The following is a 13,314-nucleotide window of genomic DNA, read 5'->3' as shown; positions in this document are numbered from 1 at the left end:
GCATCACACATCAGCATTACAGGAGATGGGGGAATCGGTCATGGCAGTGGCGGCGATGAAGGTCACGTCGTGGTGGGCGGCGCGCCGGGCCCGGGTGACGGGTGCCGGTGAGGCCGGGATGACGACGGCGGAGTACGCGGTGGGCACGCTCGCGGCGTGTGCGCTGGCGGCTGTTCTGTACAAGGTGGTCACCAGCGGGCCCGTCAGCGCGGCCCTTCAGCAACTGATCGTGAAGGCGCTCCATGCGACGTTCTGACGGGACGTCCGGAGCACGCTCCGATGGCGGCTATGTGACGGCCGAGGCCGCGGTCGCGCTGCCGGTGCTCATGCTCTTCGCCCTGGCCCTGCTCTGGGGGTTGATGGCCGCGTCCGCGCAGATCCAGTGCGTGGACGCGGCCCGGGCGGGGGCGCGGGCGGCGGCCCGGCAGGATCCGCCTCCGGCGGCCGTCGCCGCGGCCCGGTCCGCTGCTCCGCCCGGGGCCCGCATCGGGCTGACACGGGAGGGCGATCTGGTCCGGGTGCGGGTCGAGGCCAGGGCCGCCGGGCCGGGGCCGCTGGCGGTACGGCTGAGTGGGGAGGCGGTGGCCCTTGCGGAGGAGACGGTGGGATGACGCGGGTCTGGCCTCGGTGTGGGTGGCGGCCGTCGCGATGGCGTCCTGCGTCATCTTCGCGGCGCTGCTGGCCATGGGGCAGGTGGTGATGGCCCGTCATCGAGCGGGCGGCGCGGCGGATCTGGCGGCGCTCGCCGCCGCCGACCACGCCCTCCAGGGGGAGGCCGTGGCGTGCGGCCTCGCCCGGAAGGTCGCCTCGGCCCAGGGCGCGAGGGTGGTGCGCTGCGGGGTGGAGGGCGAGTTCGCGGAGGTGGCGGCGGAGGCACGGGCCGGCCCGTACGCGCTGAGGGTACGGGCCCGCGCGGGGCCGCCGGAGGCGGCGTACGCCCCGTGAGGCATCGCCGGCCGTGACGCCCGCAGCCCGGACGCGGCGAACGACCCGCTCCGCCGCTCAGTCCGCTCCGCGGCTCAGCCCGTGTCCGCCGGATCGCTCGGGCCGTGCGGGCCGGTCGGATCGCGCGGGTCCTGCAGGCCGTCCTGGCTGTCCCGACCGTCTGGGCCATCCGGGTCGTCCTGGCCGTCCGGGTCGGTCGGGGCGGCGGAGAGGAGGCGGGTGAGGAGGCGGATGGCGGCTTTCTTGTCCAGGGGGTCGTTGCCGTTGCCGCATTTGGGGGACTGGATGCAGGACGGGCAGCCGGTGGCGCACTCGCAGGCGGCGATCGCCTCGCGGGTGGCGCCGAGCCAGCGGGCGGCGGTGTGGAAGGCGCGCTCGGCGAAGCCGGCGCCGCCGGGGTGGCCGTCGTAGACGAAGACGGTCGGCAGGAGGGTGTCGGGGTGGAGGGGGACGGAGACGCCCCCGATGTCCCAGCGGTCGCACGTGGCGAAGAGAGGGAGCATGCCGATGGAAGCGTGTTCGGCGGCGTGGAGGGCGCCGCCGAGGGCCTCGGGGGAGACCCGGGCGTCGTCGAGCTGGTCCTCGGTGACGGTCCACCACACGGCGCGGGTGCGCAGGGTGCGGGGCGGCAGGTCGAGTTTGGTCTCGCCCATGACCTCGCCGGTGATGAGTCTGCGACGGAGGAAGGAGACGACCTGGTTGGTGACCTCGACGGAGCCGAAGCACAGCCGCGCGTCCCCCCAGGGGACCTCGGTGGTGGTCTCCAGGATGGAGACGGTCGTGGTGTCGCGGGCCGTCGTGGAGTAGGGCGGGTCGGCCTGTTCGACCAGGGCGACGGAGTCCTCCATGTCGAGGTGGCGCACGAGGTAGCTGCGGCCCTGGTGGAGGTGGACGGCGCCTTCGTGGACGGTGGTGTAGGCGGCGGACCGGTCGACGGTGCCCAGCAGCCGTCCCGTGCCCTCCTCGACGATCTGGACGGGGCGGCCGCCCCCGCCCCGGATGTCGGTGAGGTCGGCGGCGCGCTCGCGGCGGGTCCAGTGCCAGGCGGTGCCCCGGCGGCGGAGCAGCTTGCGGGCCTCCAGCTGGGAGATCACGACCATGGCCTCAGGCCCGAAGAGCGACAGGTCGGGCTCGGTGAGGGGCAGCTCCTCGGCGGCCGCGCACAGGTGGGGCGCGAGGACGTAGGGGTTGTCCGGGTCGAGGACGGTGGATTCCACGGGCTGCTGGAAGAGGGCCTCGGGGTGGTGGACGAGATAGGTGTCCAGCGGGTCGTCGCGGGCGATCAGGACGGCGAGCGCGCCCCGCCGGGTGCGGCCGGCGCGGCCGGCCTGCTGCCAGAGGGAGGCGCGGGTGCCGGGGTAGCCGGAGAGGAGGACGGCGTCGAGGCCGGCGACGTCGACGCCCAGTTCCAGGGCGGAGGTGGCGGCGAGGCCGAGCAGTTCGCCGGTGTGGAGGGAGTGCTCGAGGGCGCGGCGCTCCTCGGGGAGGTAGCCGCCGCGGTAGGCGGCGACGCGGGAAGGGAGGGAACGGTCGACGGCGGCCAGCCGCTCCTGGGCGATGAGGGCGACCAGTTCGGCGCCGCGCCGGGAGCGGACGAAGGCGACGGTGCGCACGCCCTGGACGGTGAGGTCGGTGAGGAGGTCGGCGGTCTCGGCGGTGGCGGTGCGGCGGACGGGGGCGCCGCGCTCGCCGTGGAGCTCGGTGAGCGGGGGCTCCCAGAGGGCGAAGACCAGTTCGCCGCGCGGGGAGCCGTCCTCGGTGACCTCCGCGACGGGCAGGCCGGTGAGTCGGCTCGCGGCGGTGCCGGGCTCGGAGGCCGTGGCGGAGGCGAGGAGGAAGACGGGGTCGGAGCCGTAGCGGGCGCACAGGCGGCGCAGCCGGCGGAGCACCTGGGCGACGTGGGAGCCGAAGACGCCCCGGTAGGCGTGGCACTCGTCGATGACGACATAGCGCAGGGCGCGCAGGAAGGAGGCCCATCGGGGGTGGGCGGGCAGGATCGAGCGGTGGAGCATGTCCGGGTTGGTCAGCGCGTAATTGGCGTACTGGCGCACCCACTCGCGTTCCTCGAAGGGGGTGTCGCCGTCGTATACGGCGGGCCGGACGCCCTTGCCCAGGGGTTCGGCGAGGGCGCGTACGGCGCGGCGCTGGTCGGCGGCGAGGGCCTTGGTGGGGGCGAGGTAGAGGGCGGTCGCGCCTCGCCCGTTGGGGGCCTCGGAGCCGTCCAGCAGGGCGCTGAGGACGGGGGCGAGGTAGGCGAGGGACTTGCCCGAGGCGGTGCCGGTGGCCACCACGGCCGACTCGCCGCGCAGCGCGTGCTCGGCGACGCGCGCCTGATGGGCCCAGGGGCGTTCGATTCCGGCGGCCCGGATGGCGTCGATCACTTCCGGCCGGATCTTCTCCGGCCAGGGGGCATGACGTCCGGGACGAGGGGGCAAGTGCTCCGTATGAGTGATGCGTGCGGCCCGGCCCGGCCCGGCGGCGAGTCGGTCGAGGACTGTCCGGGGAGCGGGGTGCACGCCCGCCTCCGGCGGGAGTTGATCGTTGGCCATCGACACCGAGTGTGTCACCGGCTTGACGGACAATGGCGCCAAGGCGTCGTGCGCGCCTGCCGGTAAGTGATTGAATGCCATCGCGGCTGCCGATCCATGGGGGGCGACCGCTCGATGCAAGGTGCTGGAGGATCCGTGGACCTGTCCCTGTCGACCGAGACCGTAGGCGACCGTACGGTTGTCCGGGTCGGTGGCGAGATTGATGTGTACACCGCGCCCAAGCTGCGTGAGCAGCTGGTCGAGCTTGTCAACGACGGCAGCTATCACCTCGTCGTCGACATGGAGGGCGTCGACTTCCTCGACTCCACCGGGCTCGGCGTCCTGGTCGGCGGGCTGAAGCGCGTGCGCGCCCATGAGGGTTCGCTGCGGCTCGTCTGCAACCAGGAGCGCATCCTGAAGATTTTCCGTATCACCGGCCTGACCAAGGTGTTCCCGATCCACACCTCGGTCGAGGACGCGGTACAGGCGACCGACTGACGGTCGCCCGACGGCCGGGTGGCGGTCGGCCGGCGCCGGATGGCTGCCGCCCGCCCGACGCACGGCTGCGGCGCCGCACGCGTACGGCCGCACAGCCACATAGCCGCGCCGGGGGTGACGGGCTCACGGGTCCGGCCCCTCCGCGAGTTCGCCCTGTGTTCCGGCAGTGGGGACGAGGGCACGTACCACCGAGGGGGATGGCATGGCCACCGTCGAACTGCTCTTCAGCGCCCTTCCCGAGCACGTCCGCACGGCCAGGCTCGTGGCGGCCGCGGTGGCGCGCCGGGCGGGGGTCGACGAGGCCGTGCTGGACGAGGTCCGGCTGGCCGTCGGTGAGGCGTGCTCGCGTGCCGTGAGCCTCCACCGCAGCCATGAGATCGCCGGCCCGGTGAAGGTGATGCTGACGGAGGACGAGAAGAAGTTCTCCATCGAGGTCGCCGACGACGCTCCTCACCCCGGTGTCATGGCCGCGACGGCCGCCGCCGCGTCCGGTTCCGCCGCCCATGTGGCCCCCGCCGGTTCCCCGGCGCCCTCCGCTTCCGTCCCCGCGACGCCGGAGGAGAGCGAGGACGACATGGGGCTCGCCGTGATCAGCGGCCTGGTCGACGACGTCGAGGTGACGGCGAGCGAGACGGGCGGCCTGATCCGGATGAGCTGGCCGACGACACCGTCGGCCGTCACGCCGTAGCCGGGCGGCCGCCTTCCGCTGTAGTGCGGGGCCTGGCGCCTGTCGTAACCGTGCGTCGCCGACAGGGCCGGGAGCCCCGTCCATGACGTCATGGTGCTCCGCTCATGGCCCCATGGCTCCTCGCCCGTGGCCTCGTGGTTTCCCGGTCCATGGCCCTTTCGGTGCCCTCGCGCGCTGTCGTGTCGTCACCGGTCGATCAATGAATGATCGTTTCTCCTCGTGAATGATCGATTCTCCGGGAGATCCCCCGAAGGCCGGACGATCAATTCGCGATCTTCACCATTCCGCCGCGCGGACGGCTTTCGCGAGAAGTCTCATTCCGTTTGCCGCGCTCTGTTTTGATCTCGCCATGCTCCCTACAATCCGTCCATCTTGAGCTCAGGACGCCTGAGCGTGGCGGCTGTTCCCATTCCTCGTGCCACGGACCGGCCGCGCGCCCATGTGCCAAACGTCTAAGGAGGACGAATGGCGGGGCATTTCACCCCTGAACAGGTGGACTTCACTCAACGACTCGCGGTCGAGCTCACCGACGGCGATCGCAACCTCGTCACGGTGATCGCGGTGGTGGCGGCCGCGGCGCTCGTGGTGGCCGTGGTGCTGGTGCGTCAGGTGCTGGCGGCCGGTGAGGGTACCGACAGCATGAAGAGAATCGCCGCGGCGGTGCAGGAGGGCGCGAACGCGTATCTCGCCCGGCAGTTGCGCACCCTCGGCGTCTTCGCCGTGATCGTGTTCTTCCTGCTGATGCTGCTGCCGGCCGACAACTGGTCGCAGCGCATGGGCCGTTCGCTGTTCTTCCTGGTCGGTGCCGGGTTCTCGGCGGCCACCGGCTACATCGGCATGTGGCTCGCGGTGCGCAGCAATGTGCGGGTGGCGGCCGCGGCGCGGGAGGCGACCCCCGCGGAGGGCGAGCCGGAGAAGGACCTGACGGCCGTCGCCCACAAGGCGATGAAGATCGCTTTCCGCACGGGCGGCGTCGTCGGCATGTGCACGGTCGGGCTCGGCCTGCTGGGCGCGTCCTGTGTGGTGCTGGTCTACGCGGCCGACGCGCCCAAGGTGCTGGAGGGCTTCGGCTTCGGCGCGGCGCTGCTGGCCATGTTCATGAGGGTCGGCGGCGGCATCTTCACCAAGGCCGCCGACGTGGGCGCCGACCTGGTCGGCAAGGTCGAGCAGGGCATCCCCGAGGACGATCCCCGCAACGCGGCCACCATCGCCGACAACGTGGGCGACAACGTCGGCGACTGCGCGGGCATGGCGGCCGACCTCTTCGAGTCGTACGCCGTGACGCTCGTCGCCGCGCTGATCCTCGGCAAGGCCGCCTTCGGCGACTCGGGACTGGCCTTCCCACTGCTCGTGCCCGCCATCGGTGTGGTCACCGCGATGATCGGCATCTTCGCGGTGGCGCCGCGCCGCAGCGACCGGAGCGGGATGACCGCTATCAACCGGGGGTTCTTCATCTCGGCCGTCATCTCGCTGGTGCTGGTGGCGGTGGCCGTGTTCGCCTATCTGCCGTCCAGCTACGCGGACTTGAAGGGCGTCGGCGACGCCGCCATCCGGGGCCACGGCGGCGACCCGCGCGTCCTCGCCCTGGTGGCCGTGGCCATCGGCATCGTCCTCGCGGCCCTGATCCAGCAGCTCACGGGCTACTTCACCGAGACCGGCCGGCGTCCCGTGCGGGACATCGGAAAGACGTCCCTGACCGGCCCGGCGACCGTCGTCCTCGCGGGGATCTCGGTCGGCCTGGAGTCGGCCGTCTACTCGGCCGTGCTGATCGCGCTCGGGGTGTACGGGGCGTTCCTGCTCGGCGGCACCTCGATCATGCTGGCGCTGTTCGCGGTGGCCCTCGCGGGCACCGGGCTGCTCACGACCGTCGGCGTCATCGTGGCGATGGACACCTTCGGGCCGGTCTCCGACAACGCCCAGGGCATCGCCGAGATGTCCGGTGACGTCGAGGGCGCGGGCGCGCGGGTGCTCACCGACCTCGACGCCGTGGGCAACACCACCAAGGCGATCACCAAGGGCATCGCGATCGCGACGGCCGTCCTCGCCGCGTCCGCGCTGTTCGGCTCGTACCGCGACGCGATCGCGACGGCCGTGTCGGACGTCCACGCCAAGGCGGGTGAGCTGGGCCTGAGCCTGGACATCTCGCAGCCCAACAACCTGGTCGGGCTGGTCCTCGGCGCGGCCGTCGTCTTCCTCTTCTCGGGGCTCGCGATCAACGCGGTGTCGCGGTCGGCGGGCGCGGTGGTCTACGAGGTGCGGCGGCAGTTCCGCGAGCACCCCGGGATCATGGACTACAGCGAGAAGCCCGAGTACGGGCGCGTGGTGGACATCTGCACCAAGGACGCGCTGCGCGAGCTGGCCACCCCCGGTCTGCTCGCGGTGCTGGCCCCCATCGCCGTCGGCTTCTCGCTGGGCGTCGGGGCGCTCGGCTCGTACCTGGCCGGGGCCATCGGCACCGGGACCCTGATGGCCGTCTTCCTCGCCAACTCCGGTGGCGCCTGGGACAACGCCAAGAAGCTCGTCGAGGACGGGCACCACGGCGGCAAGGGCAGCGAGGCGCACGCGGCGACGGTCATCGGCGACACGGTGGGCGATCCCTTCAAGGACACCGCCGGTCCCGCGATCAACCCGCTGCTGAAGGTGATGAATCTGGTGGCGCTGCTCATCGCGCCGGCGGTGGTGAAGTTCAGTTACGGCGCCGACGCCAACAGGGGGCTGAGAATCGCCGTGGCGGTGCTGGCCGTTGTCGTCATCGTGGGCGCGGTCTACCTCTCCAAGCGGCGGGGTGTCGCCGTGGACGGGGGCGACGGCGCGGAGCGGACGGTGTCGCCGGCGGACCCGGCGGTGGTGTCCTGACGTAGTTCCTCCGGACGGAAATGAGCGGAGCACACCGTCCGTACCCTCGCCGAGGTGCGGCGAACGCCACGCCAAGCTTGGTGCAAACGGCTTTAAAAGGGTACATACGGTGTGCTCGGCTCCCGGTCCCTTCCGCGCGGACGTGTAAGTTCCCGGGCCGAGAGCCATCGAAGGGACCATTCCGGTGAACAAGAAGCTTGTGGCTGCACTGTCCGGTGGGGCGGCACTCGTCCTGGCGCTGACGGGCTGCGGTGGTGGCGACGACAGCGGCAACAAGAAGAAGCTGGACGACTGGGCCAAGAGGGTCTGCGACCAGATGCAGCCTCAGGTGAAGAAGATCACCGACGCCAACGCCTCCATCGCGTCCGTCCTGAACGAGGAGGACTCGAAGAAGATCCAGCAGATCGACTCCGCCGCCTTCCAGGCCAACGCGGACGCGTACAAGGCGCTCGCGACGTCCGTCCAGAACGCGGGCGCACCGCCCGTCAAGGACGGCGAGAGCAGCGAGAAGAACGCCGTCAAGGCGCTCAACGACCTCTCCACCGCGTACGCCGAGCTGAAGAAGCGGGTGGACGGGCTGGACACGGGCGACAAGTCCAAGTTCAGCGACGGCCTCAAGAGCATCGCCGGGGACATCGCCAAGCTCAGCGGCCGCAGCGACGACGCGCTCAAGAAGCTCCAGTCCGGCGACGTCGGCAAGTCGATGACGAAGACCCCGGGCTGCCAGAAGCCGGTGGGCTCCCCCACGCAGACCAAGAAGGCATAACCCGGCTCCGCGGAGCGCGGTCGGCCCCGGTGCGCCCGTACGGCGCGCCGGGCCTTCGTCGTTCCCCGGTGCCGCCCCCGACAATGGTCCCGTGAGTACGCCCCGCCTTCCCGACGCCGACCCGACGCGCACCGCACGCCTGCGCGAATCCCTGCTGGCCGCCGCCTTCACCGCCGACGGCCTCCTCGACCTGCTCGGTGCCCCCGCCTACGCCGCCCTCGCCCGCAGCGAGACCGTTCCCGCCCTGCGCGCCACGCGCGGCGACGGCCCGCTCGAGACGCTGATCCGGCTGTTCCTGCTCCAGCGCCCCGTCGCCCACGACCGCGCCGCCGCCGCGCTGCCCGTGGCCGACTGCCTCGCCGACGGCTGGCTCGTCCGGGACGGCGACGAGGTACGGGCCACCGTCGACGTCCGCCCGTACGGCGGGCCCGACGGCCAGGACTGGTGGATCGTCTCCGACCTCGGCTGCGCCGTCGGCGGCGCCGGCGGGATCGCCGGAGGCGGCGGCCCGGCCGGGGTGGACCGCTCGGAGCTCGTCCTCGGCGTCGGCGGCGCCTCCACCACGCTCGCCGGGATCACCGTCCGGACGCCCGTGGAGAGCGCCCTCGACCTCGGCACCGGCTCCGGCATCCAGGCGCTGCACGCCGCCCAGCACGCGACCAGGGTCACGGCCACGGACCTCAACCCGCGCGCGCTCCACATCACGCGGCTCACCCTCGCGCTCTCCGGCGCGCCGGAGGCCGATCTGCGCCGGGGTTCGCTCTTCGAGCCGGTCGAGCGGGAGACCTTCGACCTGATCGTCTCCAACCCGCCGTTCGTGATCTCGCCCGGCGCCCGGCTGACCTACCGCGACGGCGGCATGAGCGGCGACGACCTGTGCCGCACGCTCGTCCAGCGGTCGGCCGACCGGCTCAACGACGGGGGTTACTGCCAGTTGCTGGCCAACTGGCAGCACGTCGAGGGCGAGGACTGGCGCGAGCGGCTGTCCTCCTGGGTGCCGCGCGGCTGCGACGCGTGGATCGTCCAGCGCGACGTCCAGGACGTCGCCCAGTACGCCGAGCTGTGGCTGCGGGACGCCGGTGACCACCGCACCACGCCGGAGGAGTACGCGGCTCGCTACGACGCGTGGCTGGCGGAGTTCGAGGCCCGGAAGACCAAGGGCGTCGGATTTGGCTGGATCACGTTGCGCAAAACGGGCAGCGACCGCCCGTCGGTGATCGCGGAGGAGTGGTCCCACCCGGTCGAGCAGCCGCTCGGCCCGGCCGTAACGGCTCATTTCGAGCGACAGGACTTCCTCCGGACGCATGACGACGCGGCGCTGCTCGCCGCCCGCTTCACGCTGGCCGAGGAGGTCGTCCAGGAACAGGTCGGGCTGCCGGGCGCGGAGGACCCCGAGCACGTCGTGCTGCGGCAGAACCGGGGGATGCGCCGGGCCACCAAGGTGGACACGGTCGGGGCCGGCTTCGCGGGCGTGTGCGACGGCACGCTCCCGGCGGGCCGGATCCTCGACGCCATCGCCCAGCTCGTCGGGGAGGACCCGGTACTGCTCCGCGACCGGACCCCGGAGGCCATCCGCACCCTCGTCGAGCAGGGCTTTCTCTCGCCGGCGGGCGACTGACGGGCTCCGCCGACTCCTCGCCGCACCCCGGGCGACGGCCTCGCCGAGGCCGTCGCCCGGGGCGGCGGAAGCCATCGTCCGACTCATGGGAAGGCCGGACGGAGGGGTCGTGTTCGCGTCATGTTTTTGCCACCCGTCCCGGCCACCGGGCCCGGCCGGTGCGGCGGGCGGCGGTCGTGGGGCGGATGGGGCCTTCCCGGCAGTGGTGTGACGGTCCGGGCGGCAGACAGGACGCTTGTCGGGTTACCGTTCGAGTGGCGTTGCGGGCTTTTTCCGTTTGACACGGGGGCGGGATGTACCGTCACACTCCGCAGCGTCACGCAACGCCCACACCGAAACGCCCACACCGAGTGTCGACCGGAAGAAGAGCGAAGTTGTCCCCGACCAGCGAGACCGCACAGGGCGGCCGCCGACTCGTCATCGTCGAGTCGCCTGCCAAGGCGAAGACGATCAAGGGCTACCTCGGCCCCGGATACGTCGTCGAGGCGAGCGTCGGGCACATCCGTGACCTCCCGAACGGGGCCGCCGAGGTCCCGGCGAAGTACAAGGGTGAGCCCTGGGCCCGGCTCGGCGTCAACGTGGACAAGGACTTCCAGCCGATCTACGTCGTCAACGCCGACAAGAAGGATCAGGTCAAGAAGCTCAAGGGCCTGCTGGCCGAGTCCGACGAGCTCTTCCTCGCCACCGATGAGGACCGCGAGGGCGAGGCCATCGCCTGGCACCTCCAGGAAGTCCTCAAGCCCAAGGTCCCGGTCCGCCGGATGGTCTTCCACGAGATCACCAAGGACGCGATCCAGGCTGCCGTCGCCAACCCGCGCGAGCTGAACAAGAAGCTCGTCGACGCCCAGGAGACCCGCCGCATCCTCGACCGCCTCTACGGCTACGAGGTCTCGCCGGTCCTCTGGAAGAAGGTCATGCCGCGGCTGTCCGCCGGCCGGGTGCAGTCCGTGGCCACCCGCCTGGTCGTCGAGCGGGAGCGGGAGCGCATCGCCTTCCGGTCCGCCGAGTACTGGGACCTCACGGGCACCTTCGGCACCGGCCGTGCCGGTGACAACAGCGACCCCTCGACCCTGGTCGCCCGGCTGGCGACGGTCGACGGCCGCCGCGTCGCCCAGGGCCGTGACTTCGGGGCGAACGGGCGGCTCAAGGACTCCGCGCAGGTCCTCCACCTGGACGAGGCGACCGCCCGCGGGCTGGCCGCCGCCCTCGCCGACGCCGCCTTCGCGGTGCGCTCGGTCGAGTCCAAGCCGTACCGCCGCTCCCCGTACGCGCCGTTCCGCACCACCACGCTCCAGCAGGAGGCCTCGCGCAAGCTGGGCTTCGGCGCCAAGGCGACCATGCAGGTGGCCCAGAAGCTGTACGAGAACGGCTTCATCACCTATATGCGTACGGACTCCACCACGCTCTCGGAGACGGCGATCACCGCCGCCCGGGCGCAGGTCACCCAGCTCTACGGCGCCGACTACCTGCCGGAGAAGCCGCGCACGTACGCCGGGAAGGTCAAGAACGCCCAGGAGGCGCACGAGGCCATCCGTCCTTCGGGTGATCGTTTCCGCACCCCCGCCGAGACCGGTCTGACCGGCGACCAGTTCCGGCTCTACGAGCTGATCTGGAAGCGGACCGTCGCCTCCCAGATGAAGGACGCGACCGGCAACTCCGTCACGGTGAAGATCGGCGGCCGGGCGAGCGACGGCCGGGACGCCGAGTTCAGCGCGTCCGGCAAGACGATCACCTTCCACGGCTTCATGAAGGCCTACGTCGAGGGCGCCGACGACCCGAACGCCGAGCTCGACGACCGCGAGCGCCGGCTGCCGCAGGTCGGCGAGGGCGACGCGCTGACGGCCGAGGAGATCACCGCCGACGGCCACGCCACCAAGCCCCCGGCCCGCTACACCGAGGCCTCGCTGGTCAAGGAGCTGGAGGAGCGGGAGATCGGCCGCCCTTCGACGTACGCGTCGATCATCGGCACGATCCTCGACCGCGGCTACGTCTTCAAGAAGGGCACGGCGCTCGTGCCGTCCTTCCTGAGCTTCGCCGTCGTCAACCTGCTGGAGAAGCACTTCGGCCGGCTCGTCGACTACGACTTCACCGCCTCCATGGAGGAGGACCTCGACCGCATCGCCCGCGGCGAGGCCCAGGCCGTGCCGTGGCTGCGCCGGTTCTACTTCGGCGAGGGCCCGGAGGGCGGCGCCGCCGACGCGGGCAACGGCGACGGCGACCACCTCGGCGGTCTGAAGGAGCTCGTCACCGACCTGGGCGCGATCGACGCCCGCGAGGTGTCCTCCTTCCCCGTCGGCGAGGGCATCGTGCTGCGCGTGGGCCGCTACGGCCCGTACGTGGAGCGCGGCGAGAAGGACGCCGAGGGCCACCAGCGCGCCGACGTCCCGACCGACCTCGCCCCCGACGAGCTGACCGTCGAGTACGCGGAGGAGCTGCTCGCCAAGCCGAGCGGCGACTTCGAGCTGGGCACCGACCCGGGCACCGGCCACCAGATCGTCGCCCGCGACGGCCGCTACGGCCCGTACGTCACCGAGGTGCTCCCCGAGGGCACCCCGAAGACCGGGAAGAACGCCGTCAAGCCGCGTACCGCGTCGCTCTTCAAGTCGATGTCCCTCGACACGGTGACGCTGGACGACGCGCTGAAGCTGATGTCGCTCCCGCGCGTCGTGGGCAAGGACGCCGAGGGCGTGGAGATCACCGCGCAGAACGGCCGCTACGGCCCGTACCTGAAGAAGGGCACGGACTCGCGCTCCCTGGAGACCGAGGACCAGCTCTTCACCATCACGCTGGACGAGGCCCTGGCGATCTACGCGCAGCCCAAGCAGCGCGGCCGCGCCGCGGCCAAGCCGCCGCTGAAGGAGCTGGGCACCGACCCGGTCAGCGAGCGCCCGGTCGTGGTCAAGGACGGCCGCTTCGGCCCGTACGTCACCGACGGCGAGACGAACGCGACGCTGCGCCGTGACGACGACGTCGAGACGATCACGCCGGAGCGCGGCTACGAGCTGCTGGCGGAGAAGCGCGCCAAGGGCCCGGCCAAGAAGACGGCGAAGAAGGCGCCCGCGAAGAAGGCCGCCGCCAAGAAGGCCCCGGCGAAGAAGACCGCGGCCAAGAAGACGACGGCCGCGAAGAAGACCACGGCGACGAAGAAGACCGCCGCGGCGAAGAAGACGACGGCCGCCGCCAAGAAGACCGCGGCCTCGGCCTCGACCTCGGCCTCGGCGGCCGACGCGGAGTAGGCGGGACGGCTCACGCCGAGCACGCCGGACGGGCCGCCCCCTCGGGGGCGGCCCGTTCCGCGTCCACCCCCCGGCTGTCGCGCTATCCGGTATCACCCCGTCCGGTATCGCCCCGTATAGGGACCCGGACGTAAGTTCGTATATACGTTCGTATTGACAGTCGGCATCCGGACAACTCC

10 protein-coding genes are annotated in these 13,314 nt (G+C 71.9%); 9 read left to right on the top strand and 1 reads right to left on the bottom strand.

Annotated features, from left to right (window positions below; genetic code table 11):
* Positions 1–40: 40 nt before the first annotated feature.
* The 3 genes from IE096_RS26530 to IE096_RS26520 are packed head-to-tail and all read left to right on the top strand — an operon-like array spanning position 41 to position 945.
* Positions 41–256: a DUF4244 domain-containing protein gene (locus IE096_RS26530; RefSeq protein WP_373298207.1), complete on the top strand. Its 216-nt coding sequence runs from the start codon at positions 41–43 to the stop codon at positions 254–256.
* Entirely contained in the window at positions 243–611 is a 369-nt protein-coding gene (locus IE096_RS26525) for a TadE family type IV pilus minor pilin (RefSeq protein WP_189455901.1), read from the top strand. Before IE096_RS26530 ends, IE096_RS26525 begins: the two co-directional genes overlap by 14 nt.
* The gene (locus IE096_RS26520) at positions 589–945 is read left to right on the top strand and encodes an Rv3654c family TadE-like protein (protein ID WP_189455899.1); all 357 of its coding nucleotides are present in this window, start codon (positions 589–591) and stop codon (positions 943–945) included. The genes IE096_RS26525 and IE096_RS26520 overlap by 23 nt, the downstream gene beginning before the upstream one ends.
* Before the next feature lie 74 nt (positions 946–1,019).
* Here the strand turns inward: IE096_RS26520 and sftH are convergent, their stop codons facing one another.
* On the bottom strand, positions 1,020–3,575 hold the full coding sequence (gene sftH / locus IE096_RS26515) for a DEAD/DEAH box helicase (RefSeq protein ID WP_189455897.1): 2,556 nt from the start codon (positions 3,573–3,575) through the stop codon (positions 1,020–1,022).
* 54 nt (positions 3,576–3,629) lie between these two features.
* Between sftH and bldG the strand changes: the two genes are divergently transcribed.
* From bldG to topA, 6 genes are all read left to right on the top strand, one after another.
* A complete protein-coding gene (bldG, locus tag IE096_RS26510; RefSeq protein ID WP_030367299.1) occupies positions 3,630–3,971 on the top strand; it encodes an anti-sigma factor antagonist BldG in 342 nt (113 codons plus the stop codon).
* A 202-nt stretch (positions 3,972–4,173) separates the two neighbouring features.
* Entirely contained in the window at positions 4,174–4,659 is a 486-nt protein-coding gene (locus tag IE096_RS26505) for an ATP-binding protein (protein WP_189455894.1), read from the top strand.
* Between the two features lie 465 nt (positions 4,660–5,124).
* Entirely contained in the window at positions 5,125–7,515 is a 2,391-nt protein-coding gene (locus tag IE096_RS26500; protein WP_189455893.1) for a sodium-translocating pyrophosphatase, read from the top strand.
* Between the two features lie 184 nt (positions 7,516–7,699).
* Positions 7,700–8,281 (top strand): small secreted protein, encoded by a 582-nt coding sequence (locus tag IE096_RS26495; protein ID WP_189455892.1) that lies wholly within the window; start codon positions 7,700–7,702, stop codon positions 8,279–8,281.
* A 91-nt stretch (positions 8,282–8,372) separates the two neighbouring features.
* Positions 8,373–9,899 carry a DUF7059 domain-containing protein gene (locus IE096_RS26490; RefSeq protein ID WP_189455891.1) on the top strand — a complete coding sequence of 509 codons (1,527 nt, stop codon included), beginning with the start codon at positions 8,373–8,375 and terminating at the stop codon, positions 9,897–9,899.
* Positions 9,900–10,273: 374 nt separating this feature from the next.
* On the top strand, positions 10,274–13,135 hold the full coding sequence (gene topA / locus IE096_RS26485; RefSeq protein WP_189455890.1) for a type I DNA topoisomerase: 2,862 nt from the start codon (positions 10,274–10,276) through the stop codon (positions 13,133–13,135).
* The last annotated feature ends 179 nt before the right edge of the window (positions 13,136–13,314 follow it).

Origin of the sequence: Streptomyces abikoensis, assembly GCF_014648775.1 — a bacterium.
In the GTDB taxonomy this organism is placed as follows: domain Bacteria; phylum Actinomycetota; class Actinomycetes; order Streptomycetales; family Streptomycetaceae; genus Streptomyces; species Streptomyces abikoensis.
This window is presented reverse-complemented; position numbering and strand designations above follow the sequence as displayed.

Coding starts and splice junctions, on each gene's coding strand:
- IE096_RS26530 (WP_373298207.1), top strand. CDS start 41: ATGGCAGTGGCGGCGATGAAGGTCACGTCGTGGTGGGCGGCGCGCCGG.
- IE096_RS26525 (WP_189455901.1), top strand. CDS start 243: ATGCGACGTTCTGACGGGACGTCCGGAGCACGCTCCGATGGCGGCTAT.
- sftH (WP_189455897.1), bottom strand. CDS start 3,575: ATGGCATTCAATCACTTACCGGCAGGCGCGCACGACGCCTTGGCGCCA.
- IE096_RS26505 (WP_189455894.1), top strand. CDS start 4,174: ATGGCCACCGTCGAACTGCTCTTCAGCGCCCTTCCCGAGCACGTCCGC.
- IE096_RS26500 (WP_189455893.1), top strand. CDS start 5,125: ATGGCGGGGCATTTCACCCCTGAACAGGTGGACTTCACTCAACGACTC.